The sequence below is a fragment of the Corallococcus sp. EGB genome (assembly GCF_019968905.1).
GTDB lineage: Bacteria > Myxococcota > Myxococcia > Myxococcales > Myxococcaceae > Corallococcus.
The window spans coordinates 176261-202700 of sequence record NZ_CP079946.1 but is presented as its reverse complement, the minus strand read 5'-3'; the positions used below and the strand labels follow the sequence as shown (position 1 = coordinate 202700).

Below are 26440 nucleotides of genomic sequence, written 5' to 3'. Positions count from 1 at the left end.
CGAATCCCAGGCCCCGGGGCGTCCTTTCGAGTGACAGGGACGTGGCAGGTGGTCGGCCAAATGGACGCCCCTCTGTTTTCGGGTGTAAGGGGGACCGCATCCGCGGTCTGGACCCTCATCTCATGGAGGCTTTCACATGCTGAAGCAGAGCCTGAAGCGCAGCTGGCTGCCGGCGCTCGTGACCACTGTGTTCGTCACGGTCGGCACGGGTTGCGGTGACGAATGTGTCGATCAGTTCGACTGCCGTGACAAGGGCGCGCCGCCGGCGGGCCAGGAGTGGACCTGCAACGCGGACAACAAGTGCGAGCTGCACTCGGTGAACACCCCTCCGGGTGAGGACGCGGGCACGGACGCCGGTACGGAGACGGACGCCGGCACGGAGACGGACGCCGGCACGAACACGGACGGCGGCACCACGACGGACGGCGGCACCACGACGGACGGCGGCACCACGACGGACGGCGGCACGGGCACGGCCTGCGCTCCCGCGTGCTCGCTGACCCAGGTTTGCAACCCGCAGACCCTGACGTGCGAGGACTCCGGTCCCGCCGTGGCGGACACCAGCGCGCAGATCACCGCCTTCAAGAACGCGGCGGGGACGACCTATGACCCCGCGCTGCCCATCAACGGCGCGTTCGTCACGTACATCAAGCCTGCGGTGGGCGCGGACGTGGCGGGCTTCTTCCTCCAGGCGGAGGCCAACGGCCCGGCGATGTTCGTCGCGGCCGACCCGGGCGCCCTGCAGGTGGGTGACCGCGTCAACCTGAACGTCTCCGGCGCGACGGTGCTGAGCGGCCAGAACAAGGCGGCCTCCACCATCTCCGGCCTGACGGTGGTCAGCAAGGGCCACCCGGTGCAGAACCTCAACACGGCGACGCCCGCCGGGCTCGTGGTGGACCAGTCCAACGCGCCGAGCACGGAGCTGCTCGACAAGGCGGACACCTACTTCGCGACCATCGCGCGCATGAGCGGCACGCTCGTGGGTGCGTCGTCGACCAGCGGCTCGGGCCACGTGGCGTTCACGTTCCGGACCGCGGGCATCAACAACGCGAACCTCAAGCTGCGCGTGACCGACGGCATCGCGGCGGACCTGGGGCTCGTGGACACGTGCGCCGTGACGCTGGGCGCGGGTCCCATCTGGAAGTTCACGTCCACGGCCAACCCGCCGGTGACCACGCTGCAGCCGTCCGCGTACTCCACGACGGACCTGACGGGCATCACCTGCCCGGCCCCGACGCTGGCGAGCGCCATCGCGACGTCGCTCACGCAGGTCAAGGTCTCCTTCAGCCGTCCGGTGGACGCGGCCAGCCTCACAGCGGTGCCGACGCAGTTCACGTTCAGCGGTGGCCTCCAGGCGCAGAGCGCGACGGTCAGCGGCAAGGACGTCCTGGTGACGACCAGCCAGCAGACCGCCGGGACGGACTACACGGTGTCGGTCGCCTCGTCCGTGAAGGACACGGTGGGCGGCGCGGTCACCGTCCCGAACTCGGTGGGCTTCAAGGGCTTCCGCTCCGGGGCCGTCCTGCGCATCACCGAGGTGCAGCCCAGCGGTGCGAACAACATGGACCTCGTGGAGCTGCAGGCCGTCACCGGAGGTACGACGGCGGGCATCCTGCTGCAGCAGGACGTGAACTCCGCCGTCACCCTGGCCACCCTGCCGGATGTGACCGTGGCCGCGGGCGACATCATCGTGGTCCACATCAACGGCACGGGCGAGAGCGAGACCACCGCGAAGAACCAGTTCCCCGCCAGCTCCAATCCGGCCAACTACGACACGGCCTGGGACTTCAAGGGCGGGACGACGGGCATCACCTTCTCCAGCCGCGTCATCCTGGTGCGTGACGCGCAGAACGTGATTCAGGACGCGGTGCCCTTCACGCGCAACTCGGGCACGCCGCCCGCGGCCTTCCCGGGCAACCTCCAGGCCATCCAGGCCGCCGGTCAGTGGCTGCCCGCGGACTGCGGCGGCGCGCTGTGCACGACGACCTCCACGCCCACCGCGGCGGCCGTCTCCGCGGACTGGACCGACGCGCCGACGTCCAACGCGACCCCCGCCAGCAACAGCGTCCGTCGCATCAGCGCCACGGACACGAACACCAAGGATGACTGGGCCGTGGGTGCTCCGTCCTGGGGCGTCGCGAATCCGTAGTCGTCGCGCCTGATACCCTGCTGTGACAAGGGCCGCGTCCACTCCTCGTGGGCGCGGCCCTTCTTCTTGATGACAGGGGGATGTGCCACCCTGGGTGTCATGGGGACGCGCCGCTCGTCATCGCGGTGGGCCGCGGTCCCTTTCCGGCATCTGGACCGGATGGCCTCCATGTCCCTCCCCCGCATCGTCGCGCCCGTCCTCGCCCTGCTGCTCGCCGCGTGTCCCGGATCCACGCCTTCGAATCCGGGCGGGCCTTCCGACAGCGGTGCGCTGTTCGACAGTGGCGTGACCTCCGACAGCGGCGTGCCCGGCGATGGCGGCGGCACTTCCGACGGTGGCGCTCCCGAGGATGGCGGTGGCCCCGGCGATGATGGCGGATCCGTCGATGGAAGCGTGCCTGGTGACGCGGGTACGACCGATGACGGTGGCTCGCCTTCCGATGGCGGCACGTCCCCCGATGCGGGAATGCAGGATGGAGGCGTCCTTCCGTCCCTGACCGTGACGTCCCTGGGGCTCGGGGACGGGCGCGTGGGGCAGCCCTACAGCATGACGCTCACCGCCTCCGGTGGACGGGCGCCGTTCACCTGGAGCTTCACCGGGACGCTGGCCGCGGGCCTCACCCTCTCCGCGAACGGCGCCCTGTCCGGCACGCCCACCGCCGCGGGCTCGACGGTCTTCACCGCCACCGTGAGCGACGCGGATGGAAAGACGGCGTCCGCGCGGCTGATCATGAGGGTGCAGCCGCCCCTCTCGCTATTCACCGTGGGCCACTGGAACCTGGAGTGGTTCGGCGCCCCCAACCAGGGCCCGGTGAACTCCACGTCCGACGGCGGCGTGCCCGACGACCTCCAGGTCGTGGGGGCCCGGGACGTCATCCGCGACGCGGGCGCGCATGTCTGGGGACTGGTGGAGATGGTGGACAGCGCGGACTTCAACACGCTCGTGGCGGGGCTGTCCGGCACCTACAGCGGCTTCCTCGCCAACAACCCCACCTACGTCCTCAGCGGCGCGTCGAAGTACTCCGCGGGCGAGCAGAAGCCCGGCATCCTCTACGACAGCACGCTCACCTACCGCAGCGCCCAGAACATCCTCACCGCGCAGGCCGCGGACTTCGGCGGACGCCCGCCGATGCGCGTGGACTTCACCACCCGCATCCACGGCGAGGACGCGCCCCTGGTCGTCATCGTCACACACATGAAGGCCTTCGAGGACCGGACGTCCTACGACCAGCGCCAGCGCTCCTCGGTCGCCCTCAAGGGCTACCTGGACCAGTGGCTGCCCGAGGCCCGCGTGCTCGTCATCGGCGACTGGAACGATGACCTGGACCGCTCCATCACCAAGGAGAACGGCGTCGCGCTGGCCTCGCCCTACCTGAACTTCCTGAACGACCCCGCGCACTACACGTTCCTTACGAAGGTGCTGACCGACTCCAACATCCGCACCACCACGGAGTACGACGACTCCATCGACCACACGCTCGTCACCGACGAGGTGGCCGTGGACGCCGTGCCCGGCGGCGTCCAGGTGCTCCGGCCCGACGCGACGATTCCGGACTACTCCCGCACCGTCAGCGACCACTACCCCGTCCTCACCCGCTACGACCTGAGCGGCGTTCCCGGGCCGCGCGTGCGGCTCACCGCGCCCCTGGGCGGCACGTTCATCGCGGGCACCTCGCTGACGTTCACGTGGCGCTCGTTGGGCGTGGACACCGTGCGCATCGAGGCCACCTACGACGGCGGCGACACCTGGAATGTCGTGGCCGCTTCGGTGCGCGCGGACGCGGGCACCTTCACGTGGACCGTGCCGGACTTGGAGAGCGACCTGGTGCGCGTGCGCGTGGTGGACACGGCCAACGCGTCGCGCTTCGACATGAGCCCCGGCCGCGTCTGGTTCACGCACGCGGAGCCCCGCGTGTTCATCAACGAGCTGCTCGCCAACGAGCCCGCGCTCCCCGGCGGCACCGACCATGAGTTCGTGGAGCTCTACAACGCGGGCTCCGCCCCGGTGGACCTGTCCGGCTGGAGCCTGTGGGACGCCACGGCCAGGCGCCACGTCTTCGCCGCCGGCACGGTGCTGTCTCCGGGCCGGCCCATAGTCGTCTTCGGTGGGCCGGCGGGCTTCACGCCCGGCACGCCCGACACCGTCGCGGCCTCCGGAGGGACGCTGGGCCTCAACAACACGTCGGACAGCGTGCGGCTCATGCGCACCGACGGCGGCGTCGTGGACAGCGTCGAATACTTCAGCACCGTGGACGCGGTGTCCATCAACCGCTCGCCGGACCTGACGCCGGACGCGAGCTTCGTGCTGCACACCACGCTGACGCCCGGGCTGCAGTCCTCGCCGGGCCGGCGCGCGGACGGCGGCGCGTTCTAGTCAGCGCAGCGGCGGGGGCTCGGGAGGGGGTTTGGGTGCCGACCGCGCGGGCACCGCCTCCACGTCCCGGGCGATCCACTCCTGGCCCTGGTCCTCGTAGGAGACGCGGATCTCATCGCCCTCGGCCATGTCGCGCAGCTGCACGTTCTGGCCGCCGCGCTTGATCCGCGTGGCCTCGTCCACGAAGACCTCCTGCTCCTGACCGCGGCCGTCCACGAAGAGCAGCTCGTCGTCGCCCACCCAGGACACGCGGCCCGCGGCCCAGCCCATGGGATGCTGCGGCTGGCCGGAGCCCCCCGTTCCCTCCGGGGCCGGCGCTGGCGCCGCGGCCGTGCCCTTCGCCTCCTTGCCCGCGGCCCTCAGGGCATTGGGGTCCACGCTCTCCTTGGACGCCATCAGCCCCCGCAGCACCTCCGAGCGGCCTTCGCGGTGCTTCGCGGAAGGACCCTCCGGCCCCGGCTCTCCGCCGTGACACGCCGACAGTCCTCCCAGCCCCACCATGCCCAACACCAGCAGGGCCGCCGTCCCGTGCATTCCGCGCATTGGCCACGTCCTCCCGCGTCGCGCCAGGGAGCCCGCGCCCCGACGGAGTCCCCCTCCATGGCGGCATGGGCTCGCTCTCTGCACGCTTGAAGATGGGGACACCCCACCCCGCGGGGAACCACGACCTTTCAGACTGGAGCCTGGCCGCCTGGAGCCCTCACCTCCCTGGTGGGAGGGCAGGCGGGCGCGCGCCGCCCCGTGCTGGTTCCTTCGACGTCGCCGCTCCCGCCAGGAGCCAGTCGCGCACCGCGAGGAAGCGGGCCGTGGGGGCCGCGGCCTTGCGCCACGCGACGTAGAGCGTTCCCCGGGGACGCCGCGCGGAACGACGGCCCGGCTCCGGCGTGAGCGTCACGACACGCTTCTCCCGCACGGCGGGCGCCACGAAGTAGTCCGGCAGCACCGCCAGCCCCACGCCCGCCTCCACCAGGGCCAGCATCTCATCCAGGTTCGCGACGCGGCACACCACCTGCGCGGGCAGGGGCTCCTTTGGTCCGAAGGCGGCGCGCCACCACGGCGCCAGCATCGCCAGGTCCGCGTCGAAGACGATGAACCGGTGCGCACCGTGGTCGCGCGCGGTGCGCGGCGTCCCCCACCGCTTCAGGTACGAAGGTGCGCCCACGGCGACGAACTCCTCCTGGGCCACCGGCCGGACCTCCAGACCGGGAGCCTCCGGCAGCAGCCCGAGGATGCCCAGGTCCAGCGCGCCCTCCAGGAGCAGCCGTGACACGCGGCTGGGCACGTCGAAGCGCACGTCCAGCCGCAGCTCCGGGTGCCGCGCCAGCAGGCCCGGCAGGCGAGGCCGGAGCCAGTACCGGAAGAAGGGCCAGGGGCCCCCCAGGGACACCTCGCCGCGCACCGCGCGCTGGGCCTCGGAGGCCGCTTCCAGCGCGGCCTCCAGCGCGGGCAGGTGTTCGCCCAGCCGCGCGACGAGGGCGGCGCCCGCGGGAGTGAGCCGGGCCCGGCGTCCCACCCGTTCGAACAACGCCACGCCCACGTGCCGCTCCAGCGCCTTGAGCTGCTGGCCCACCGCGGATGCGGTGATGCCCAGGCGCGCGGCGGCGGCCGCGTGCGTGCCCGCGCGGCTCACCTCCCACAGCGTCCAGAGCGCTTCGTGATTGCCAAGCATGGCTTCAGTTTATGTGAAGAAACCCTCGGTTTTCTTGGGAAGGGCCGGGACGTATTCCTCGTCCATCGCCCCGGGGAAGGGGCTCGAAGGAGGCGTCCCATGGAAGCGCTCACCGCCGTGAAGGTGCTGCTCATCGTCACCAGCCACTCGCAGTTCGGGAACACCGGAGAGAAGACGGGCTTCTGGTTGGAGGAGCTCGCCGCGCCGTACGAGCAGTTCGTGAAGGCCGGGGCCCAGGTGGACATCGCCTCGCCGCTGGGCGGCAGGGCGCCCGTCGACCCGCGCAGCGAGGAGGAGCAGACGGAGGACACGCGCTCCTTCCTCGCGGACGCCGAGGCGACGAAGAAGCTGGCGAACACGAAGGTCCTCGCGCAGGTGAAGGACACCTACGACGCATACTTCGTGGTGGGCGGGCACGGCGTGATGTGGGACCTGGCGGGGCACACGCCGACGCACCAGCTGCTCTCCCAGGGCTACAAGCGCGGCGCGGTGGTGGCGGCGGTGTGCCACGGCCCCGCGGCGCTGGTGGGCGTGAAGGGGCCGGACGGCAAGCCGCTGGTGGCGGGCAAGCGCGTGGCGGCCTTCAGCAACGCGGAGGAGCAGGCGGCGAAGTTCGATGCCATCGTCCCGTTCCCGCTGGAGACCCGGATGCGCGAGCTGGGCGCACGCTACGAGTCCGGCCCGGCGTGGAAGAGCTTCACGGTGCGCGATGGGAGGCTCGTCACCGGGCAGAACCCGGCGTCCTCGGCGGCCACCGCGCAGGAGGTCCTCAAGGTCCTCGCCGAGAAGAAGCAGGCCCCGGCCTCCAAGGGCTGAAGCCCCTCGGCGTCAGCCGAACTGGAAGCCGGAGATGCGCACGCCCATCATGGAGCCGGACCAGGCAATGGTGCCCCGGTCCTCTCCGGCGGCCCCGGCGGCGACCATCAAGGGGAGCAGGTGCTCCTCGCGCGGATGGACGAGCCGCGCGTACGGGGCCTGCGTCCACTGCGTGAGCTTCTCATCGCGCAGGGCGGCGGGAGACGTGGCGGCGTCCTGGACCCACGCGTCGAACTTCACGGAGATGTCGGATGCGCGAGGGTCCCCGAAGGCGCGCAGGTTGTGGAACGTCATCCCGCTGCCGATGATGAACACGCCCTCGTCGCGAAGCGGCGCGAGCGCCCGCCCCATGGCCAGGTGCTCCGCCGGATCCAACCCCTGCTTCAGCGACAGCTGGACGCAGGGGATGTCCGCCTCCGGGTACGTCAGCTTCAGCGGGATGAAGGTGCCATGGTCGTAGCCACGCTCGGGGTCCTCCGCCGTGGAGATGCCCGCCGTGGCGAGCAGCTCGCGCACCCGCGCGGCGAGCTGGGGGTGGCCCGGCGCCGGCCAGGAAATGCGGTACGACTCCGGCGGGAAGCCGTAATAGTCGTACAGGATGGGAGGCGCGGCGGACGTCATCACCGTGGGCACGCGCTCCTCCCAGTGGGCGGAGATGACGAGCAGCGCCCGGGGCGGCGTCGCGAGGCGCTGGCCCACCTCCCGCAGGTACGTCGCGAGGGCCTGGACCTCCGCCCTCGGAAGCCCCATGTCCACGAATGGCCAGGGGCCTCCACCGTGCGGGATGAAGACGACGGGCAGGCGCGAGGACGTGCTGGAAGGGTCGGTCGGCATGGGGGCTCCCGAGGCCATTCAACTCCACGGAGGGACCCAGGCACCATGGCACTCCGAGTGGAGCAGCGCATCCGCTTGGACCGCGAGGCCTTCTGCTATGACCCGGCGCGGGGAACGGAAGAGGGGTCCCGTCGCGATGGGGGTTGCATGAAGAGCATCATCGGGGGGTTGCTGGTCGCCTTCGGCATCGTGGGCTTCGGCTCGGAGATCGACAACCTGCGCAAGGGCACGGCGGAGAACACGGTCACGGGGTTCGTCCTCGCGTCCCTGTTCGTCCTCGGAGGACTGGCCCTCATCCGCTCCGCGCGGCGCGCGAAGCTGCCTCCCGAGCTGAGGGAGGCGGCGCGGCCGGCCATGAGTGCGCGCGACATCGAACGCACGGTGCTCACCTGCGCGCAGGAGCGCGGCGGCCGCGTCACCATCGCGGAGGTGGCGGCGAGCACGCAGCTCTCGTTCACCGAAGCCAAGGAGGTGCTCGAAGGGCTGTCCCGCTCGGGCGCCTGCACCGTGGACGTCACGGAGAACGGCGCGTTCATCTACGAGTTCAGCGGCCTGATGCCGCGCGAGCCCGGCCGCGTGTCGCTCAAGCCCTGAGCGTCACGCCTACCGTCCCAGCTTGAGGGTCACGGTCGCGGAGTCCTCCACCGTGCCCTTCAGCGTGAAGCGCAGCTCCCAGACGCCGGGCATGAAGAGGTCCGCGTCGGACACCTCGAAGGTGCCGGGGGCTCGTGCGGTGACGCGGGGGACGTCGGAGATGCCGTGGTTCATCGCGGGCATCCAGGGCTGGACGGACAGCACGACGCCGGACACCGGCTTCCCCGACGTGGCGTCGGTGAGCCGCACCTGGAACGTCTGAACGCCTCTGCGCAGAGGGGTCATCGAAGAGAGGACCTCCACACGGAGCCGGCCGGAGGCGCTGACCGTCGTCCCCACACTGACGGCCGCGCTCACCTGCCCCGCGCCACTTCCGGCATCGGGCCCGACCCGGGGCGTGGCGCCCAGCAACAACATCCCCATCAGCAGTGTCTTCATCACCCGTGCCGTGTAGCGGAAGAGGCCGGCCCGGGTTCTGCGACAAGGTGTCGCATCGCGCATGCGGTCCGGATGCGAGAGGGTGCGCCGTCATGACCGCCCTCTCTTCAGCGCAACCCCGTTCGTGGGTCTTCGGGGTGCTGGGAGCCATGGGGTTGACCGTGACCGTGCTCGCGTGCGCGGCGCTCATGGTGGTGCTGGACTTCGCGTGGTCGGAGGCGCCCTCCACGAACGCCTCGTGGGAGCTGGAGGCACCGCCTCCTGTGTATGGCCCGCTGCCCGCGCTCTCTCTGCGCGATGACCGGGGCCAACCGCTGGAGGCCGGGCAGCTTCATGGACAGCTCAGCCTGATCCACTTCGCACAGGAGCCGGATTCACTCCCGCGACAGGTCCAGGAGCGGCTGGAGACCGACGGCGTCCCGCTCCGGCTCGTCTTCGCGGCGTCGCGCGGCTCCACGGTGCTCCACCCGGATTGGCAGCCGCTGCGGGACAGCGGACGACTCCTGTTGCTGGTGGATCAACGCCTTCAGGTCCGCGGCGTCTACGACTCGCTCCAAGGCTCTCCCGAACGCATCGTCACGGACGCGCGCTGTCTGCGCTCCTGTCCCCCTCCATGAAGCCCATGCCCCTCCCCGTTCCCGCATCACGCAGGGCCCTCCCCTGGCTCGCGCTTTCGCTGGCCTTCGCGCTGCTGCCCATCGCGTGGCCGCGGGTTCAACGCGAACGCGCGCGCATCGCGGCGGAGAACCTCCCCCTGTACGGGCCGCTTCCGCGCTTCGAGCTGACGGCGCAGACGGGACAGCCCTTCTCCGACGCCGACATGCGGGGCCACCTCTATGTGGCGGACTTCTTCTTCACCCGCTGCCCCACCGTCTGCCCGCTGCTCACGGAGACGATGCTGAAGGTGCAGCGACAGGCCCGAGAACAGGGACTGGACCTGCGCTTCGCCTCGTTCAGCGTGGATCCGCGCCACGACACGCCGGAACGGCTGACCGCCTATGCGCGCGACCATCACATCGATACGTCCAACTGGACGCTGCTGACGGGGCCGCTGGACCAGGTGGAGACGACCGTGCTGGAGGGCTTCCGCGTGATGATGGGCCGCGACGCTGACGCGGGCGAGGACGACTTCTTCAGCGTCTTCCACGGAGAGCACTTCGTCCTCGTGGACGCCCGCGGACAGCTACGCGGGTACTACCGCGTGACGGAGGGTGAGGGGGGATTGGAAGCCCTGCTCCGAGACGCCTCGCTGCTGGCACAGGCGCCAGCGCAACTTCAGTAGGCCTTGACTTTAAATCTACATAGGTAGATTTAGAGACATGCCACGAACCCGCGCGTTGTCGAACCACGCCCGCTCCGTTCTTGCCGCGCTGCTGGATGCTGGCGCGGGCTGGTCGCACGGGTATGAGTTGTGCCGTCTTGCAGGCGTGAAGTCGGGCACGCTCTACCCGCTGCTGATCCGCCTCGAAGCCCAGGGCCATCTCGAAGCCGAGTGGCAACAGCCCACCGAGGGCGGGCGGCCGCCGAGGCACGCCTATCGCCTGACTCCAAGCGGGGTGCAGCTCGCGCGCGACAATCCGCCAGAGCGCAAGGTGGCTGCTCGCTCCGGCCTTCGCGAGGCAACGACATGAGCGTCCGAGTCCAACGGCTTGTGGCGAACGTGCTGTGTCGCGCCCTGCAGTCGATCCTGCCGCCACAGATGCGCGACTGGGGGCTGGCCCTCCGCTACGAGGTCGCGCAAATCCCCGAGGACACCAAGGCCCTGTCGTTCGCGCTCGCAAGCGTCTGCGGATTGGCGCCGCGTGCCATCGGCATGCTCCTGATGCAGCCCTTCGTCGCCCTGCTTGGAGCGGCTGTCCGTGCGTCACGAGCAGGCGCGAACAGGGGCTCCGGCACGTTGCACAGCCCGCGTGCCGTCGGTGCGCTTTGCGCGGCCGGGGCGGTCGCCATGGGGCTCGTCTACATGACGCTTGCCGGCGCGCCTGTCCGATACCTCGGCATCAACGCTGGCGCTCTCGTCCTCGGACTTGTCCTGCTGCCCCTCGTCAGCCGCATCCCGGAGACGGAAGGGCGCTTGTCCGGAGCCCTGATATTGGGCCTCTCGGTCCTGCTGCTCGCCACCGCACTCGCTGGCCTCCGCGTCGAGGGGGCGGCTCGCTGGGTCAAGCTCGGCGGCGTGACCGTGCAACCGAGCCTTGTCCTTCTGCCGCTCATGCTTGCCCGATTCTCCCGGACGCGCACCCCACTTGCGACGACGGGGGTCATCGTTGCCGCCCTGGCCATGGCACTCCAGCCCGATCGTGCGATGGCGGCCATGATGACAGCCGCGCTGGCGACCGTCGCGGCGAAGCGCGCGGACCGGCCGAGTCATCTGGCATTCACGGCCAGCCTCCTGGCGTTCGGGGTGACGCTGCTGCGCCCCGACGCGCTTCCAGCCGCGCCTTTCGTCGACCAAATCCTCTCTTCTGCCTTCGCGATCCATGCCCTTGCCGGACTGGCCGTGGTGACCGGCTCGGCCCTGCTGCTCGTCCCTGTGATGTTCGTTCGGTCCGGTGACGAGGACAGCCGCGCGGCCTGTGTCGCCTTCGGGGCCGCGTGGCTTGCGGCGCTCCTCGCGGCCGCGCTTGGCAATTACCCGACACCGGTCGTGGGTTATGGCGGCAGCGCGATCCTCGGCTACGTCCTGAGCCTTTCGACCCTGCCGAGGCCGGTGGAATCGCGGGGCAGCTCAGCAGCCGCCCCGTCCGACAAGCCGCAGGCTCCGCGCGACCTCCATTCAAGGGTCGCACTGGCCTGACCATGACCCTCCCTCGCCCAGGACGGCGGGTTCGATACCTGCTGCCTGTTGCACTGCTTGCCCTCGTGCTCTGGTTCACGTGGACGCAGCTCACGCGCCGCCGCGGTGACACAAGGGCTTCGTTCACGCCCGCGAGTCAGCAGTGCGACGTGCAGGGCCCCCTGCGCTACTGCGTCAACAAGGCCGCCGGGGGCACCAACGGTGACATCGTCTATCACCACCACGGACGCAAGTACGTGGCCGACGAAGCCGAATGGCGCCGCGTCTCGCCCCTGCAACTGGCCGCGCAAGCAGGGCCGGACGCGCCAGAGCTCTATCTCTCCTGCGGCCTCTACGATGCGTACGGCAACTACGAAGGCACCGAGCGCCTGGCCCACCTTGCCCGTCAGCGTGGCGTCAGGACCGAGTGGCACCCGCTCTATGGCGGCCACTGCGCGACAGACGTGTCCTCGCTGGCCGACTTCCTCGTGAGATGAGCCAGCGGGGCACCGTGCTCCCGGCGCCTACTGGATGGCGAAGATGAGCGTCACCTTCGCCAGGGCGACAGGAAACCTCACGCAGCGAAGCTGAAAGAGGAGGTGGAGGCGCAGCGGAGCCGGGGGACGCGGTGGAGATTCGACGAGGACTTCCGTGCGGCGGGCGTCCGCTTCCGAGGGCAACGGAGACGATCACGGCGACGCGACGAAGCGAGTCATCCCCATGGGCTCGAAGCGCAGGAGGTCGTCCCTGTTACAGAGGATCCAGGTGGCGCCGGGGCTCGCGGCGACGTCCTGCGGATGGACGATGCACCCCAGGTCGCCTCCGTCCATCGGCAGGCTGCGCTTGGAAAGAAGTCGCCCGTCCCGGCTGAACTCGATGACCGAAGCCGCACTCACCTCACGCCACCGCTCCGGTGAGATGGGGACGAGTCCGCGACCCCAATGGGAGCGCGGGACGGGCAGCCTCGGGCTGGCGACTCCATCCAACCCCAGGAGCCGGTAGCCCCCCATTTCCGTCGTGACCAACAGCTGCTCTCCCCACAGGGCCGCGTCCATCACCCGCCACTGCCTCACCGCGCGCAGGAGGAGTGAGTCCTCCTTCCACTGGGTTCCCCCGAAGTGCACCGGGTGATGGCCGACGGTGATGAATCCATCTGGCAGGGGAACGACGTCGAAGTGGGTGTCATCGACTCCCGTCAAAACGCTTCCCCGGTCCAGGGTCAGCTCACGGTCCACGACGATGAGCTCGTCTGTCCACGCCCTCGCGAAGTACACATCCGCTATCAGGGTGCGCACCTCCTCGAAGGGGTGGACCCGCGCGGGACGCTTGCGGGTCCAGACAGCGAACTTCACCGTCCCAACGGTCAAGTCGCCCACTTGAACGGAGCTCTTCACCGGGCCCACGAGCTGGCCCTCTTCGACCTCGTCGAGCGCCAACCAGAGCTGGGGGTCGTACGCCGCCGCTTCGAGGGAGCTGACGGTCGCGACCTCCGCGCCAAGCTCCTGACCCGCATGGGCAGCCGCGGTCTCGAGGGTCAGCGCTCCGGAAAACAGCCCTCGCGAAATCGCATCCGTCACCGCCCACCCCTGGTGCATCTCGAAGGGCGCCAGGCGACCTTCCGAGAACGCGACGCCGACCCGGGCCTCAGGCTTGAGGTTCACCTTCGAGGGGTGGAGGTCCAGGGAAAGCAACCGCCCCTCGTAGACAGCCGGGTCCGTGAAGCGGGCCAGGTTGCTCCGGTAGAAACGCTCGAGCTGAGCTGGTGACGGCTTCGGGCCCGGATTGGCCCCAGGACACGCGGCCCCCCTCGTGCGCCGGACCACCACTCGCCCATCGGGTAGCGCCACCAAGGTGTTGATGGAACAGAGTGCGCTCTCCCCCAGCGATCCCTGCGTCCATGCGCCGTCGGGGGCGCGGCGGGCTACCTGGCGGGAGCTGGCGAGCCACACCGTGCCGTCCACGTGGCTGGCCACGTGGGTCCACGGCTCGTCTGGAGATGGCAGGGGAACCTCGGTGACGCGCCCGTCGGGTTCCAGGTCCCACAGCGAGTGGCGCATCCGGGTGTCGTCACGGGCCAACAGGTAGAGGCGCTCACCGTGAGCCGCGATGGCAATGGGACGAGGGAGATGGAGCGACTTGCGTCTCGGCACCATGGACGTCAATGCCTCGCATGCGCCCTCCTCTCCCGCCCGGCACGCCGGTTCGAGGATGGCACGCGCACGCTCGGCGTCCTGGCGGACACCCCGGCCCGAGGCATGGGCCAGTCCCAGGAACAGGCAGTGTCGGGGCGAGTCGAGCTCGCAGGCTCTCTGGAACAGCTTCAGGGCCTTGGCGTCGTCCTGCCGGACGCCCAACCCTCGATGGTGGAGCATTCCCAGCGCGATGCAGCCTGTCGAGGTCCCGAGCTCGCAGGCGCGACGGTAGAGCGGGGCCGCGCGTTCGAATCGCCTCGGGCGTTGGTCGATGCTCATCCCATCCCCCTGCTCATGAATGGTCCCCAGGGTCAGGCAGCCCGCGCCATCCCCGAGTGCACACCCCTTCGCGAGGAGTGACTGAGCCTCCTCGGACAGCAGCTTCACCCCGCGATTCCTCTGGAGCACATCTCCGGCCAGAGCGCATGCCACGGGATGGTTTCGCTCACAGGCCCGAGAGAGCAGGTCGAGCCCCCGCTCGATATCTCTCTCGACCCCCTTTCCATCGATGAAGGCATTGCCCAGGGCGAAGCAGGCGAAGGCCTCCCCCTCGGTGCACCGCGGCTCGAGCGCCGCTGGGGCAGCAATGGCGTCCAGCGCGAGCAGGCATTGCGCGGCGCTCCCGCGGGCACACCCCTCCTGGGGTGACGCGGGAGGTGGGGGGACGGTGGCGCACGAGGTCGCCAGGAGGGCCAGTGCGAAGAGGTGCACCAGGCACCGGACCGGGACGAAGGAGGAGCCACCTCGGAACGGCACGCGCATGCAAGGCCCTGGGACAGATGTGACCGCCACCGACGGTTGCCGTGGGCGGCGTATTCAAACACGTCCCATGCGGGCGAACGCGCTCCTGGAATGACCGGATCCGCCCCGTCCTCCGACGGCTGGCGGTGGCCTCGCTACACACGCAGGGTGGCATGCAGCACCGTGAGGGCCACCCCGCCGGCAATGGGAAGAAGCCGTGACCCAAGCACCGCCCACCAGCGGCGGCCCATCGCTCGCGCCTCCTGGGTGCACTCCGGTCTGGCGTGCCGGACCCGGTCACAACCGCCGGGTCCGACACCTCAGCCAGAACGGATGGCGCATGCCGCCGAGCACATGCCAAGGAGCCGCGAGGGCCCTCCGTACTACTGGATCGCGAAGATGAGCGTGACCTTCGCCTGCACCGTCTGCTCCTCCGGCTGGATGGGCGTCATGGGCGCGGCGCGCGACTCGGCCATGTCCATGGCGAAGGTGGCCGGATACAGGCGCGGCGCTTCCGTCACCGTGCTCGCGTCCAGCACCGCGCCCAGCTTCACGTTGAGCGACGCGGCCAGCACCTCCGCGGACTTGCGCGCCCGGGCCACCGCCTGCCGCAGCGCCTCGCCCTGCACCGCGTCCTCGCGGCTCAGCCCGAAGCGCACGGAGTCCACCCGGTTCGCTCCCGCCGCCAGCGCCTTGTCCAGCAGGCTCCCCACCTTGGACAGGTCCGTCACGTGCACGCTCACCAGGTTGCTCACCCGGTAGCCCTTGAGCTTCGGCTCACCGCCCTGCGGCGGCGCCGGCGTGTACTCGGGATAGACGTTGTAGTTGCGCGTCTGCAGGTCCCGCTTCGCGATGCCCGCGCCCGTCAGCGCCGCGAGCACCTTCTCCATCCGCTTCGCGTTCTCTTCACCCGCGGCCTTCGCGTTCGGGGCGGACGTCTCCACCGCCACGTCGATGAAGGCCTCGTCGGGCTGCGCCTTCACCTCGCCCGTGCCCTCCACGCGCAGCGTGCGCACCTGCGGATCCACCGGCGGCCGGGGCTGCGGTGAACCCGGCGGCGGAATCTGCGACTGCGCCGCGGCCGTGAAACCCGCGAGCATCACCAGCGTCGTCAACATCCTGCGAACAGCGGACATGGCGCCTCCTTCCCAGGGCCCAAGGACCTCGCGCTTCAGGCGCGAAGCCTCTCATGCCCCTCTGGACGCCCCAGCCCCGGCGAACATTCACCGGCCCAGGACGTCCGGCGCCGGACGCCCGGTCAGTGGAGCGATTCGCCCACCGAATCCCGCGACATCATTGACTCCAGCGGCTTGCGCAGCGGACGCGGCGCGGACTTCCGCACCTGCGTGACGGCCTTGCGGCGCGCGACGCGCAGCGCGTCCCGGCCCATGTCCATCACCGCCGCCACCGCGCCCGTCAGCAGGTTGCCCGGCGGGGTGTCCGGCGCGGCCGGGTGCGGGTGCGTGGGCGCGGCCTTCTTCGCCAGCTCCAGCGCCCCGCCCACCTGCCGCAGCTCCTGCGGCTTGAAGACCTTCTTCACCTCCGGGAAGAGGTACTGCTCCTCCTCCAGGACGTGCGCGCGCACGTTCTCCATCAGCACGTGCACCTTCGCGACGAAGCGCTCGGACTCTGGCGGCAGCGTGTCCAGCTCCGACAGCACCCACTTCACCACGTGGTGCTCCTCCAGCGAACGCAGCACGTCCTCGGACAGGTCCGCCGAACGCGCGCGCACGGCGGGGTAGAAGACCTGCTCCTCGATGGCGGCGTGGATGGACAGCTCCCGCACCATCTCGTCCACCAGCTTGCGCTTGTGCGCCAGCGCGTGGTCGCCCGCCTTCTCGAACTTGCGGAACAGCTGCTCCACCGTCTTGTGGTCCGCCTTCAGCAACGTGATGGCATCCATCGGCCGTCTCCCTTCCTTCGAAGCGGGGGCCGCGCCTCCCCCCATCCCCCCTGCCGCCCGGGCCCCTCCCGGGGCCCTGGCGCGGCGCGGCACGGGGTGAAGGGTGGGGATGGGTCCCGGCCGTGCCCACCCCCGCCGCCCCGGCCCTCGCGTCTGGACGCAGGGCAGCCGGGCAACACGCCCCAAGTGTCCGCCACCCGTCACAAAAACCACCCCGGCCCCCACTCCCCGGATGGCCCGGGCGTGTACACCGTGCGCGGCCAGATCGATCTCGCGCGGGCGGCGGGCAAGGGAACAGGGGGCAATACCGTGACGACGAACACGCTGCGGCTGCGGGTGGCGCGCATCACCCGTGAGGCGGAAGGCATCCAGTCCTACGAGCTGGTCTCCCAGGATGGCGGCGCCCTGCCCGAATTCGAGGCCGGCGCCCACCTGGACGTCCAGGTGCCGGGGCTGAACGGCATGCGCCAGTACTCGCTCTGCAATGACCCCAGCGAGACGCACCGCTACGTCATCGCCGTGCAGCGCGACGCCAACGGCCGCGGCGGCTCCAAGGCGATGCACGAGAACGTCCACGAGGGCGACGTGCTCACCGTGAGCGAGCCCGTCAACGACTTCCCCCTCCTGTACGGGCGCAGCTACGTGCTCATCGCGGGCGGCATCGGCATCACGCCGCTGCTGGCCATGGCGCGCCTGCTGGAGCGCACCGGCGCGGAGTGGGTGCTGCACTACTGCGCGCGCGACGCGGAGCGCACCGCCTTCAAGGAACTGTTGTCCACGCCGTCCTTCGCGGGCCGCGTGCACTTCCACCACGACGGGGGCGACCTGTCGAAGGGGTTGGATGTGCGGGCGCTGCTCGCCACCCGCGGCCCGGGCACGCGGCTGTACTGCTGCGGCCCGGCGGGCCTGATGAAGGCCGTGCGCGAGGCCGCCACGCTGCACAAGTGGCCCTGGGAGAAGGTGCACTTCGAGGCCTTCACCGCGGAGGGCACCTCCGCCACCCACGCCACCCCGGAGGAGGACTTCGAGGTGACGCTCAAGAGCACCGGCCAGGTGCTGCGCGTCCCGGCGGGCAAGAGCGTGCTCAACGTGCTGCGGACGCACGGCGTGAAGGTGGAGAGCGACTGCGAAGCCGGCTCCTGTGGCACCTGCGTGACCCGCGTGTGCGAGGGCACGCCCGACCACCGTGACACGTTCTTCCAACAGGAGCCCGCCGGGAATGCGCGGATGCTGGTCTGCGTTTCGCGCGCCCGGTCCAAGCGGCTGGTGCTGGACCTGTAGCCGGTTTCCCGTCCTGGCATGCCGGGCACAGGCGTTTTTGGATCGCGCCTGGAGACGGCGGGCCGCCTATGCTCGCGCGCCGCTCGTACACGAGAGAGGCTGATGAGCGACGGGACGTTGTTCTCCATGGACACTCCGCCCACCGAGGCCCGGTTCCAGAACCGGCTCTGGGTGGCGGATGCATTGGACCTCACGGGCGCGGCGCTCGTGGGTTGGGGCGCGGTGCGCGCGGCGGAGTGGGTGTCCACGCCCGCGCTGCTGGGGTTCGCCATGGGGGCCGCCTGGGTGGTGCTGTGTTGCGTGGGCGGGCTGACGGGCCTCTCCCCGGGCCGTCACGTCCTGGGACTGAAGCTGGAGCGCGCGGAAGGAAGGGCGCCGGGCCTGGGAACGGGGCTCTTGCGCGCGCTCACCGCGCCGGTGGAGCTGGTGCTGCAGGTGGTGCTGCAACGCCGCCCGCTGGATGCGCAGCTGGGCGTGCACGCGGCCCGGCTTCCGGGCGGCCTGCGCGGCTGGGTGCGGAGCCTGCCGCTGCCGCTCGTGGGGCTGCTGCTGCTGGCGGGCGCGGTGTGGAGCATCGTCACGCCCACGCGCCAGGAGATGCTCCAGTACCTGGACCGCACGCTGACCGGGTGGCACTGCTGCCACGGCACGCGCGAGGTCACCTGGCAGTGCCGCACGTCCCTGTCCCGCGCGGTGCGCAACGCGAACGGCGGCGACTCGGAGGTCGCGGAGTTCCTGCGCAACGAGTGCCCCGTGGGCGCCACGCGGATGAGGCCCTGAGGCCCCGACGCGCGCCGGGGTGACTCGCGCCTTTCAGCGCTTGCGCAGGGCGAAGGTGTCCTCGCCCTCGTCGCAGCTCACCCACACGGCCTTCTCCGGCACGGCGGGCGCCTTGTAGTTCACCTTGAAGTAGCGGTCCTCCACCCGGACCGTGTGCGTCTGGTAGGGCTCCAGCCTCGCCATCCGCGCCTCCTTGCGCCCGTTCAGGACGATGACGCAGTTGTGCCAGGTCCGGGTGTCGGAGCTGATCACATAGAGCGTGCTCTTGAAGCTGCTCCCCAGGAGGCCGTCGACCTCCGCCGTTCCCAGCAGGCGCGAGCGCTCCACGGCCTTCGGCTCGGGCGCGGGCTCCGCGACCGGCGAGGACTCGCCCACGGGCGTGGGCAGCGTCGGCCCCGAGGGACGCGCGGTCATCAGCACGAAGCGCGGCTCCTGCGCCGCGTCCGCCTCCGCGTCCAGCCGCAGCGTCATGCGCTCGCGGCTCGGGTGGATGTACTCCACGGTCGCCGTCCCCAGCACCGGACGCTTGCGGGTCCCCTTCTGCGGAGGCCCCACCACCTTGAACACCGTCCCCGCGTGGATGCCGGAGGGCACCGCCGCGTTCACCACGCGCTGGCCGCCGCCCGTCTCGCCAATCTTCGCCACGGGCAGGTGCCCGGGCACCAGCTCGACGGGACGCGGCGTGGGCCGCTTCGTCCCGGCGGCGGGCTTCAACTCGGGCGGAGGCTTCACCACCGGCTCCCCCTTCACCTCCGGCTCGCCCGCGCTCGCCTCCACCGCGGGCGGAGGCTCCACGGGCGGCGTCACCGCGGGCGGAGGCCCCACCTTCGGGGGCTCGGCGGCCACCACCGGCTCGGCCGGCGGAGGCGGCCGGGGCGCGACAGGCTGCGTGGACATCCCCGGGCGCAGCACGTAGGCGGTGATGCCGACGGAGGCGCCCACCAGCAGCAGCGCCGCCACGGCGATCCGCGCCACCGGACTGCGGCGCTCGGGTCGGTCCGGCACGGACCTGCCCACCGCGTCCTGGGATGTCGCGGCCGCCAGGTGCACCGCCGTCGCGCCCAGCGCGGCCGCGTCCACCCTGTCGGTGCTCCGCGCCACCCCGCCCGAGCCCGACGTGGCCCGGGCCACACCGCCCGAGCCCGTCACCGGCGGGGACACCCCACCGGACCCCGACGTGGGATGGGACACGAACGTGCCCCCCGGCCCGACGGCCTGCCCGTCCACGTCGATGCGCGCCGTCTGGGGCCGGCTCCCGGCGGCGGGCGGCTCCACGGTCCGCAGCGCCGTGGCCTCGAAGGCCGCCTCCTCCGCGGGCGCATTGCTCCCGGAGCCGCCATACAGCCCCGTGCCCGAGCCGCCCCGGGGCGCCGGCGACGGCGTGCGCCGCTCTCCGTGCACGCCGGACGTCAGCTTGCGCTGCTCGGCGAAGGCCTCCGGGCAGAGCGTGCGCACGAACTCGCCCACCTCCTCCGCCCCCATGGGCGTCCCGGAGCGCAGGAGCTCCGCGTTGAGCGCCCGCGCGAAGTCGTCCGCCCGCGAGTACCGGTCCGCCGGCGCCGGCGCCAGCGCGCGGCGCAGCACGGCCTCCAGCGAGGGCTCCACGTCCGGACGGAAGTCCGTCAGCGGCGGCACCACCGGGTTCGACATGGCCGCCATCATCTCACCCACGGTGCCGTGGGGAACGAGCCCACGGCCCGCGAGCATCTCCCACACCACCACCGCGCAGGAGTAGATGTCGCTGCGGTGATCCAGGGGCTCCGCGCGCACCTGCTCCGGGGACATGTAGCCCAGCTTCCCCATGACCGTGGACGGCAGCGTGTACTTGCTGCGCGCGGTGGACTTGGCGAGGCCGAAGTCGATGACCTTCACCTCGCCCTCGTACGACACCATCACGTTGTGCGGGGACACGTCGCGGTGGACGATGCCCAAAGGCTCACCGTCCGTGCCCGTCTTGCGGTGCGCGTACCCCAGCCCCTCCGCCATGCGCTGCCCGATGTAGAGCGCCACCGGCGTGGGCACCGCCCGCCCCTGCACCCGGGCCTGCTCCAGCAGGTAGCCCAGGTCCACGCCCGCCACGTACTCCAGCGCCATGTAGTACGTGCCGTCCGCCTCGCCCATGTCGTACACCTGGGCGATGGAGGAGTGCACCAGGTGCACCAGCACCTTGGCCTCGTGATGGAACCGATCCAGGAACTGCCGGTCCTTCACCAGCCCCGGGAGGATGGTCTTCACGATGCAGGGCTTCTCGAAGCCCGCCGCCCCGGACAGCTTCGCCAGGTACACCTCTCCCATGCCGCCCTGGCCCAGGAGGTGGACGAGCTCGTAGCGCCCGAAGAAACGAGGGGACTCTGTGGGTGCGGTGCTCATGGCTTGGACGCCGCGGAGCGCAACATGGACTCCCCCATGGAATCAAGCCGCGCACCCCGCGCCGCCCTCCCTTCCCTGCCTCCCAGACACCGCCGGGAGCAAAAAAGAGAAAGTCCCGAGCCCAACGGAATTCCCGAGCCCGTGTTCCACCTGACAACAGCTCGGGTGTGCACCCGCGCACGTCAGGGGCGCCCTGGAGGCTCGGAGCCGATGCGCGCTCGCGTGGGGATGCGTTCCCTCAAGGCAGCACGCCGCTTCCTTCCAGTGTGAGGGGGGCGGGCTCCTCCCGGTCCTCCGCCATGCGGGGTGCCGCCCCCGGGAGGGGCTTCCTGCTTGGAAGGAGTCCGCGTCATGAGGCACTGGGGAATCGTCGGGTTGCTGGCGCTGGCTGCGTGTGCGCCAGAGTCGTCCTCGCGCACCAGCGCGCAGGGACACGTGTGCCCGGGGGTCGTCGCCGGAGGGATGACGGCCCGCCAGGAACTGGATGGGAACGAGCCCTCGCGGGGGCATGGCGACGGGCGCGAGCCGGTCATCATCCGCTTCCGCCAGGGGGACCGCACGCACGCGTCGAGCGTCTCGGCGTCCGGCGCCGGACTCGCCGCGAGCACCGGGGCGAAGGTGGGCGCCATCTACCGCAACATCCCCGCGGTGGCCGCGCGCGTGACCCCCGAGGAGCGCCGCGCCCTGGAGCGCAGCGACCTGGTGGAGAGCATCGAGCAGGACCAGCTCTGGAGCGCCCAGGGCCTGACGCCCGGGCTCTTCGCGCCGCTGCCGCGCCAGGTGCTGGCCACCACCCCCCCGCCGGACGAGTACACGGACGGCCTGCGCCTGGTGCAGGCCCCGGACGTGTGGGACGCGAACGGAGACGGAGTGCTGGACGTGGGCGCGCCCACGGGCGAGGGCGTGAAGGTGTGCGTCGTCGACAGCGGGCTGGACATGGACCACCCGGAGTTCCAGGGCGCGGTGGTGGGCGGCCATGACTTCGTGGACGACGACGAGGACGCCAACGACCGCGGCCCCCAGGGCCAGTGGGGCCAGGGCCACGGCACGCACGTGGCGGGCATCATCGCGGCGCGCATGGGCCACGGCGGCGTCACCGGGCCGCGGGGCACGGTGGGCGGCATGGTGGGCGTGGCCCCCAACGCGTCGCTGCTCATCGCCCGCGTGCTGGACCTGGCCGGGCAGACGCAGATGAGCGTGGTCCTCTCCGCCATGGAGTGGTGCGAGGCGCAGGGCGCGCGCGTGGTGTCGCTGTCGCTGGGCGGCGGCTCGCCCACCCGCAGCACGGTGGAGGCGTTCCGCGTGTTGCAGGACCACGGCCTGCTGGTGGTGGCGGCCGCGGGCAACCAGGGCGGCCCGGTGTTGTACCCCGCGTCCGACCCGTCCGTGCTCGCGGTGGGCGCGGTGGACGCGAGCGAGAAGCGCGCGAGCTTCTCCAATGGGGGCGCGGAGCTCTCGCTGGTGGCGCCCGGCGTGGACGTGCTGTCCACCTTCCCGCGGGGGCTGGGCGCCTCCGCGGAGATGTCCCTGGAGGACACGTCTCCCATGTCGCGCTCGCTCCTGTACTCGCCCACGGGCGAGACCGCGGGGCGGCTGGTGGACTGCGGCCTGGGGGACACCCTGGCCTCGTGCCAGGGCGCGACCTGTGACGGCTTCGTCGCCTACGTGCGGCCGGGCGTGGTGCCCGTGTCCGAGGCCATGGCCAACGTGATGATGCAGGGCGCGACCGCCGTCATCTTCGGCTCCGACGACGCCCCCGCCGGCGGCGCGGTGGACATCCTCTCCCTGCCGCGCAACGGCCACTGGGCCCCCGCCGTCAGCGTCAACCAGGCCGCCAGCACCATGCTGCGCGAGCGGCTGGGCAACGACGCGCGGCTCTCCCTGGTGCCCACGGACTACACCCACGTCTCCGGCACCTCCATGGCCGCGCCCTACGTGAGCGGCGTGGCCGCGCTGCTCTGGAGCGCCCGGCCGGACCTCACGCCGCAACAGGTGCGTGACGCGCTGGAGTCTTCCGCGCGAGACCTGGGCCCCCCGGGCCGGGACACCGCTTTCGGTCACGGCCTGGTGCACGCACGCGACGCATTGTTGCGGCTGCAGTGACACGCGCGTTTCTCACGAAACGGGAGGCACGGCACGGACGCGGAGCGTGGCTGTTGGGGAACGAAAAAACGCTCCGTGTGACGCAATCAGGAATGCATTCCTGCGTGGAATGAAAGCGCGCCGGAATTGTACGTGGCGCGCGCCAATGGCTGCCGGGAAGGCAGCCGGCCGGCGCGGAAACCATCACATTCTTGAATTGAGGATATCCATGTTGCGAATTGCTGTTGCCGCCTTCGTCGTTGCCGCCACGGGTTGCGCCTCTTCGGGTGGCGCGGCGGCCGCGGGTCGCGCGGGCAACGCCACGGTCACGGGCAGCATCGCGTACCCGGCGACCGGCCTTTCGGGTGACCCGTGCTCGTCGGTGGGGGTGAAGGTCACGGAGAGCGACGGGGTGGCGCTGGGCTGGGGCGAGGTGAAGCAGAGCCGCAACAACCGCTGCAGCTTCAACGTGAGCGGGCTGCCGGACGGCAAGGAGCTGAACGTGGAGCTGACGGTGGGCGCGGGCTTCAAGTGCGCCAACGGCGCTGCGCCCACGGTCACGCCGGGCCCCACGAAGATGACGATCGCGAAGTACGCCGCGCCGGTGGTCAGCTTCAAGCTCACCTGCGAGTAGCACCCCTGAAGGTCCGTTGAAGGATTCACGCCGTGCAGGCCGGGGCTCCCTCCAGTGGGTCTCCCCGGCCTCCGTGCTTGGATGGCCGCACGCCTGGTGGGGGGACAGGGACCATTGATTGCTGAACACAAGGGCGCGAAGCTGCCCCGGCCCATGACTGGTCTCCGTCCACGTACCGCCGTGCTCGCCCTGGCCCTGCTGGGGGCGGGTTGCGAATCCGAAGTGCCCTTCCCCACCGACGATGAGTTGGATCAGCTGAGCTCCCTGCACACGCAGAGTGCGAAGCCGGAGGCGGACCCCACCAACAAGTGGGCGGACAACGCGGACGCGGCGGCGCTGGGCCAGCGGCTGTTCGAGGACCCGAAGCTGTCGCGCTGCGGGACGGTGTCCTGCAAGAGCTGCCACACGGGCGACTCCTACACGGTGGAGACGGCGTCGGCGGAGGGCTGCGGAGGCCACCAGACCGAGCGCAACCCGCCCAGCCTGCTGAACATCGGCTACAGCCGCTGGTTCATGTGGGACGGCCGGGCGGACCGGCTCTGGTCGCAGGCGCTGCTGCCGCTGACGAACCCGCTGGAGATGGACTCGGACGCGACGGTGGTGCGCGCACGGCTGGTGGCGGAGCCCACGTACACGGCGGCGTACACGCAGCTGTTCGGCAAGGCGCCCGCGGACGAGTCGGACGCGGACCGGCTGATGGCGAACGTGGGCAAGGTGCTGGCGGCGTATCAGCGCACGCTCAACCGGACCGACGCGCCCTTCGACGCGGACGTGCGGCGCTTCCTGCAGGCGGTGGAGGCGGGCACGCAGGAGAAGGACCCGGCGTACCTGGGGCTGAAGACGTTCGTGCGCAAGGGCCAGTGCGTGGTGTGCCACAAGGGCCGCTCGCTGTCGGACGACAAGTTCCACAACCTGGGCGTGAAGGACTCCGGCGCGGGGCGGCGCGGGCAGGCGGACGCGGTGGACGCGCTGGTGTCCTGGCCGTTCAACGCCGCGGGCCCCTACAGCGACGCGCCCGGCGGCACAGACGCGGCGCGGCTGTCCACGCTGAAGGCGCAGGCGCAGAACAAGCCCACGGAGGTGGTGGGCGCGTTCCGCACGCCCTCCCTGCGCAACGTGGCGCTGACCGCGCCGTACATGCACACCGGCGCGGAGAAGACGCTGGAGGACGTGGTCGACTTCTACGACAAGGGCGGCGACGCGGAGGGCTCCTTCGCCGGCGTGCGCACGGAGACCATCGTCAAGCTGGACCTGAGCAGCGAGGAGAAGCAGGCGCTGGTGACGCTGCTCAAGTCCATGACGGGCGCGCCGAAGTAGGCCTCAGCGCACCAGGTGGAAGGACTCCTGACGCTGGAGGGCCCAGTGCACGGTGCCCTCCGCGTCCACGACGACGTCCTCCTCCTGGGCGGAGCGCACGGGCTGGTCCTTCCACTCCGGCACGGGGCTGGTGGCCTGCAGCTCGATGGAGAACCAGGAGTTGGGCATCACCTTGTGCTCGCCGTTGCCGGGCACGCCCTCCTGGCGGTCCCACATGCCAATCATGGGACCGGCGCCGTGGCCGTGCAGGCCAATGGGGTGCGAGTACACGGTGCCGTTGATGCCCTCGGACTTCATGCGCGCGAGCGAAGCGCGCAGCACCTCGTTGCCGGTGCGGCCCGGCTTGATTTCACCGGTGACGATGTCCTGGAGGCGGTTGGACGCCTTGAGCGCGGCCTTGAGGCCTTCGGGCGCGTCCGTCTCTCCGTCGCGCAGCACGTAGCCCATGTGCTGGGTGTCGGTGTTGAGGCGCAGGGCGGTGACGCCGAAGTCGCAGTGGAGCACGTCGCCGCGCTGGATGACGGGGTTGTCGCCCAGCTGTTCGTCGGTGGCGCCCTGGCGCTGCACGTCCACGTCCGGCTGGAACCAGGTGTCCAGGCCGTCGTCGGCCAGGCGCTGGCGCATCCACCACTCCACGTCCTGGGTGGTGGTGGTGCCGGGGGTGATGACGGCGTTGGAGAAGGCGGTCTGGATGAGGTTCCAGGCGTACTTCTGGAGGTCGGCGTAGAAGCGGACCTCGTCGGCGCTGCGCCAGCCGAGCACGTCCAGGGGCAGGCCGCCGGCGGGCTTGAAGCGCTTCACCCAGGTGGGGCCCAGGGCCTGGGCCATGCCTTCGTATTCGCCATGGGTGAGGCCGTCCGCGAAGGCGATGGCGGGGGACACGTCGATGGCGATGGAGTCCGGCTTGCGCTCCTCCACGACCTGCTTGAGGAGCTGCCACTGTTCAGGGCCCAGGAGCTCCGCGGCGCGCTGGGAGCCGCCGCGGTCCACGACCAGGGGAGAGCGGCGGGCCTCATAGAGCCCGCCCTGGGTGCTGCCGCCCAGGGCCAGGCGCTCCACGCCCTTGTCGCCGCCGCGGTCGAAGAAGACGTAGATGGTGCGGCGGCGGGCGGAGAAGGTGGTGGGGGCGACGAGCGCCTTGAAGACGGGGTCCTCGTTGTACTCGCGCATGGGGACGACCCACATGCGCACGCCGTACTTGCGCATGAGCTGGGGCACTCCGGTCTCCAGCCGTTCCTGGAGCCACGCCTGCTGGCGGGCGGCCTGTTCGCGCAGCGTGCCGAAGGGGCGCACCGGCGCGGCGGGAGCCGCGGGGGCCACTGCGGGAGCGGCCGGCGCGGCGGCGGCCGGGGCCTCGGGTTTGGAGGGCGCGGCGGGCGCGGTGGCGCAGGCGGAGGAACAGACGAGCGGGACGACGAGCAGGTGTTTCCAGGAGCGCATGGGCGCGCAGTCTGGCACGCGCCCCGGCACGTCGCGCGGCGCAAATGGCCG

Annotated in this window: 23 protein-coding genes and 1 pseudogene; 14 read left to right on the top strand and 10 right to left on the bottom strand. The window is 71.0% G+C overall.

The window, feature by feature from the left end:
• Positions 1–136 precede the first annotated feature (136 nt).
• Positions 137–2149, top strand: a complete 2013-nt coding sequence (locus KYK13_RS00875) for an Ig-like domain-containing protein (protein WP_223640987.1) — start codon at positions 137–139, stop codon at positions 2147–2149.
• 168 nt (positions 2150–2317) lie between these two features.
• Positions 2318–4522, top strand: coding sequence for a lamin tail domain-containing protein (locus tag KYK13_RS00870; protein ID WP_223640984.1), 2205 nt, complete (start codon positions 2318–2320; stop codon positions 4520–4522).
• On the opposite strand, the gene KYK13_RS00865 is transcribed toward KYK13_RS00870, so the two are convergent.
• Positions 4523–5065 carry a hypothetical protein gene (locus tag KYK13_RS00865; RefSeq protein ID WP_223640982.1) on the bottom strand — a complete coding sequence of 181 codons (543 nt, stop codon included), beginning with the start codon at positions 5063–5065 and terminating at the stop codon, positions 4523–4525. It abuts the gene before it with no gap.
• Between the two features lie 157 nt (positions 5066–5222).
• Positions 5223–6191, bottom strand: coding sequence for a LysR family transcriptional regulator (locus KYK13_RS00860; protein ID WP_223640980.1), 969 nt, complete (start codon positions 6189–6191; stop codon positions 5223–5225).
• 99 nt (positions 6192–6290) lie between these two features.
• On the opposite strand from KYK13_RS00860, the gene KYK13_RS00855 reads away from it, so the two are divergent.
• A complete protein-coding gene (locus KYK13_RS00855) occupies positions 6291–7007 on the top strand; it encodes a type 1 glutamine amidotransferase domain-containing protein (protein ID WP_223640978.1) in 717 nt (238 codons plus the stop codon).
• Positions 7008–7019: 12 nt separating this feature from the next.
• On the opposite strand, the gene KYK13_RS00850 is transcribed toward KYK13_RS00855, so the two are convergent.
• Entirely contained in the window at positions 7020–7841 is an 822-nt protein-coding gene (locus KYK13_RS00850; RefSeq protein WP_223640975.1) for a class III extradiol ring-cleavage dioxygenase, read from the bottom strand.
• A 147-nt stretch (positions 7842–7988) separates the two neighbouring features.
• Between KYK13_RS00850 and KYK13_RS00845 the strand changes: the two genes are divergently transcribed.
• The gene (locus tag KYK13_RS00845; protein ID WP_223640972.1) at positions 7989–8435 is read left to right on the top strand and encodes a hypothetical protein; all 447 of its coding nucleotides are present in this window, start codon (positions 7989–7991) and stop codon (positions 8433–8435) included.
• A 9-nt stretch (positions 8436–8444) separates the two neighbouring features.
• Here the strand turns inward: KYK13_RS00845 and KYK13_RS00840 are convergent, their stop codons facing one another.
• A complete protein-coding gene (locus KYK13_RS00840) occupies positions 8445–8873 on the bottom strand; it encodes a FixH family protein (protein WP_223640969.1) in 429 nt (142 codons plus the stop codon).
• 149 nt (positions 8874–9022) lie between these two features.
• On the opposite strand from KYK13_RS00840, the gene KYK13_RS00835 reads away from it, so the two are divergent.
• The 5 genes from KYK13_RS00835 to KYK13_RS00815 are packed head-to-tail and all read left to right on the top strand — an operon-like array spanning position 9023 to position 12146.
• Entirely contained in the window at positions 9023–9490 is a 468-nt protein-coding gene (locus tag KYK13_RS00835) for a hypothetical protein (protein WP_223640967.1), read from the top strand.
• A gap of 5 nt (positions 9491–9495) precedes the next feature.
• Positions 9496–10155, top strand: a complete 660-nt coding sequence (locus KYK13_RS00830; RefSeq protein WP_223640965.1) for an SCO family protein — start codon at positions 9496–9498, stop codon at positions 10153–10155.
• A gap of 37 nt (positions 10156–10192) precedes the next feature.
• Positions 10193–10504, top strand: coding sequence for a PadR family transcriptional regulator (locus KYK13_RS00825; RefSeq protein WP_223640963.1), 312 nt, complete (start codon positions 10193–10195; stop codon positions 10502–10504).
• Positions 10501–11670, top strand: coding sequence for an FtsW/RodA/SpoVE family cell cycle protein (locus KYK13_RS00820; protein ID WP_223640961.1), 1170 nt, complete (start codon positions 10501–10503; stop codon positions 11668–11670). Before KYK13_RS00825 ends, KYK13_RS00820 begins: the two co-directional genes overlap by 4 nt.
• 2 nt (positions 11671–11672) lie before the next feature.
• The gene (locus KYK13_RS00815; protein WP_223640959.1) at positions 11673–12146 is read left to right on the top strand and encodes a hypothetical protein; all 474 of its coding nucleotides are present in this window, start codon (positions 11673–11675) and stop codon (positions 12144–12146) included.
• A gap of 192 nt (positions 12147–12338) precedes the next feature.
• Here the strand turns inward: KYK13_RS00815 and KYK13_RS00810 are convergent, their stop codons facing one another.
• From KYK13_RS00810 to KYK13_RS00795, 4 genes and pseudogenes are all read right to left on the bottom strand, one after another.
• Positions 12339–14120: a sel1 repeat family protein gene (locus tag KYK13_RS00810; RefSeq protein WP_223646451.1), complete on the bottom strand. Its 1782-nt coding sequence runs from the start codon at positions 14118–14120 to the stop codon at positions 12339–12341.
• Positions 14121–14288: 168 nt separating this feature from the next.
• Positions 14289–14603, bottom strand: a pseudogene (locus KYK13_RS39170) (hypothetical protein); the annotation flags it as partial.
• A 362-nt stretch (positions 14604–14965) separates the two neighbouring features.
• The gene (locus KYK13_RS00800) at positions 14966–15718 is read right to left on the bottom strand and encodes an SIMPL domain-containing protein (RefSeq protein ID WP_223640957.1); all 753 of its coding nucleotides are present in this window, start codon (positions 15716–15718) and stop codon (positions 14966–14968) included.
• A 122-nt stretch (positions 15719–15840) separates the two neighbouring features.
• Positions 15841–16485, bottom strand: coding sequence for a hemerythrin domain-containing protein (locus KYK13_RS00795; RefSeq protein WP_223640954.1), 645 nt, complete (start codon positions 16483–16485; stop codon positions 15841–15843).
• Positions 16486–16728: 243 nt separating this feature from the next.
• Between KYK13_RS00795 and KYK13_RS00790 the strand changes: the two genes are divergently transcribed.
• Together KYK13_RS00790 and KYK13_RS00785 are read left to right on the top strand one after the other, a co-directional pair.
• Positions 16729–17766 (top strand): PDR/VanB family oxidoreductase, encoded by a 1038-nt coding sequence (locus KYK13_RS00790; protein WP_223640951.1) that lies wholly within the window; start codon positions 16729–16731, stop codon positions 17764–17766.
• A 102-nt stretch (positions 17767–17868) separates the two neighbouring features.
• On the top strand, positions 17869–18546 hold the full coding sequence (locus KYK13_RS00785; RefSeq protein ID WP_223640948.1) for an RDD family protein: 678 nt from the start codon (positions 17869–17871) through the stop codon (positions 18544–18546).
• A gap of 33 nt (positions 18547–18579) precedes the next feature.
• Here the strand turns inward: KYK13_RS00785 and KYK13_RS00780 are convergent, their stop codons facing one another.
• Positions 18580–20916, bottom strand: a complete 2337-nt coding sequence (locus KYK13_RS00780; protein ID WP_223640945.1) for a serine/threonine-protein kinase — start codon at positions 20914–20916, stop codon at positions 18580–18582.
• 351 nt (positions 20917–21267) lie between these two features.
• Between KYK13_RS00780 and KYK13_RS00775 the strand changes: the two genes are divergently transcribed.
• The 3 genes from KYK13_RS00775 (at position 21268) to KYK13_RS00765 (ending at position 24949) form a co-directional block, all read left to right on the top strand.
• Positions 21268–23019 carry a S8 family serine peptidase gene (locus KYK13_RS00775; protein ID WP_223640942.1) on the top strand — a complete coding sequence of 584 codons (1752 nt, stop codon included), beginning with the start codon at positions 21268–21270 and terminating at the stop codon, positions 23017–23019.
• A gap of 208 nt (positions 23020–23227) precedes the next feature.
• The gene (locus KYK13_RS00770) at positions 23228–23632 is read left to right on the top strand and encodes a hypothetical protein (RefSeq protein WP_223640940.1); all 405 of its coding nucleotides are present in this window, start codon (positions 23228–23230) and stop codon (positions 23630–23632) included.
• Positions 23633–23785: 153 nt separating this feature from the next.
• Positions 23786–24949 carry a cytochrome-c peroxidase gene (locus KYK13_RS00765; RefSeq protein ID WP_223640938.1) on the top strand — a complete coding sequence of 388 codons (1164 nt, stop codon included), beginning with the start codon at positions 23786–23788 and terminating at the stop codon, positions 24947–24949.
• A gap of 3 nt (positions 24950–24952) precedes the next feature.
• On the opposite strand, the gene KYK13_RS00760 is transcribed toward KYK13_RS00765, so the two are convergent.
• Complete coding sequence (locus KYK13_RS00760) at positions 24953–26389, bottom strand: M24 family metallopeptidase (RefSeq protein WP_223640936.1); 1437 nt, start codon at positions 26387–26389, stop codon at positions 24953–24955.
• Positions 26390–26440: the final 51 nt, after the last annotated feature.

What these genes read in the sequence shown, in the direction of transcription:
- KYK13_RS00875 (WP_223640987.1), top strand. Translation starts at nt 137, where the DNA reads ATGCTGAAGCAGAGCCTGAAGCGCAGCTGGCTGCCGGCGCTCGTGACC.
- KYK13_RS00870 (WP_223640984.1), top strand. Translation starts at nt 2,318, where the DNA reads ATGTCCCTCCCCCGCATCGTCGCGCCCGTCCTCGCCCTGCTGCTCGCC.
- KYK13_RS00865 (WP_223640982.1), bottom strand. Translation starts at nt 5,065, where the DNA reads ATGCGCGGAATGCACGGGACGGCGGCCCTGCTGGTGTTGGGCATGGTG.
- KYK13_RS00860 (WP_223640980.1), bottom strand. Translation starts at nt 6,191, where the DNA reads ATGCTTGGCAATCACGAAGCGCTCTGGACGCTGTGGGAGGTGAGCCGC.
- KYK13_RS00855 (WP_223640978.1), top strand. Translation starts at nt 6,291, where the DNA reads ATGGAAGCGCTCACCGCCGTGAAGGTGCTGCTCATCGTCACCAGCCAC.
- KYK13_RS00850 (WP_223640975.1), bottom strand. Translation starts at nt 7,841, where the DNA reads ATGCCGACCGACCCTTCCAGCACGTCCTCGCGCCTGCCCGTCGTCTTC.
- KYK13_RS00845 (WP_223640972.1), top strand. Translation starts at nt 7,989, where the DNA reads ATGAAGAGCATCATCGGGGGGTTGCTGGTCGCCTTCGGCATCGTGGGC.
- KYK13_RS00840 (WP_223640969.1), bottom strand. Translation starts at nt 8,873, where the DNA reads ATGAAGACACTGCTGATGGGGATGTTGTTGCTGGGCGCCACGCCCCGG.
- KYK13_RS00835 (WP_223640967.1), top strand. Translation starts at nt 9,023, where the DNA reads ATGGGGTTGACCGTGACCGTGCTCGCGTGCGCGGCGCTCATGGTGGTG.
- KYK13_RS00830 (WP_223640965.1), top strand. Translation starts at nt 9,496, where the DNA reads ATGCCCCTCCCCGTTCCCGCATCACGCAGGGCCCTCCCCTGGCTCGCG.
- KYK13_RS00825 (WP_223640963.1), top strand. Translation starts at nt 10,193, where the DNA reads ATGCCACGAACCCGCGCGTTGTCGAACCACGCCCGCTCCGTTCTTGCC.
- KYK13_RS00820 (WP_223640961.1), top strand. Translation starts at nt 10,501, where the DNA reads ATGAGCGTCCGAGTCCAACGGCTTGTGGCGAACGTGCTGTGTCGCGCC.
- KYK13_RS00815 (WP_223640959.1), top strand. Translation starts at nt 11,673, where the DNA reads ATGACCCTCCCTCGCCCAGGACGGCGGGTTCGATACCTGCTGCCTGTT.
- KYK13_RS00810 (WP_223646451.1), bottom strand. Translation starts at nt 14,120, where the DNA reads ATGAGCATCGACCAACGCCCGAGGCGATTCGAACGCGCGGCCCCGCTC.
- KYK13_RS00800 (WP_223640957.1), bottom strand. Translation starts at nt 15,718, where the DNA reads ATGTCCGCTGTTCGCAGGATGTTGACGACGCTGGTGATGCTCGCGGGT.
- KYK13_RS00795 (WP_223640954.1), bottom strand. Translation starts at nt 16,485, where the DNA reads ATGGATGCCATCACGTTGCTGAAGGCGGACCACAAGACGGTGGAGCAG.
- KYK13_RS00785 (WP_223640948.1), top strand. Translation starts at nt 17,869, where the DNA reads ATGAGCGACGGGACGTTGTTCTCCATGGACACTCCGCCCACCGAGGCC.
- KYK13_RS00780 (WP_223640945.1), bottom strand. Translation starts at nt 20,916, where the DNA reads ATGAGCACCGCACCCACAGAGTCCCCTCGTTTCTTCGGGCGCTACGAG.
- KYK13_RS00775 (WP_223640942.1), top strand. Translation starts at nt 21,268, where the DNA reads ATGAGGCACTGGGGAATCGTCGGGTTGCTGGCGCTGGCTGCGTGTGCG.
- KYK13_RS00770 (WP_223640940.1), top strand. Translation starts at nt 23,228, where the DNA reads ATGTTGCGAATTGCTGTTGCCGCCTTCGTCGTTGCCGCCACGGGTTGC.
- KYK13_RS00765 (WP_223640938.1), top strand. Translation starts at nt 23,786, where the DNA reads ATGACTGGTCTCCGTCCACGTACCGCCGTGCTCGCCCTGGCCCTGCTG.
- KYK13_RS00760 (WP_223640936.1), bottom strand. Translation starts at nt 26,389, where the DNA reads ATGCGCTCCTGGAAACACCTGCTCGTCGTCCCGCTCGTCTGTTCCTCC.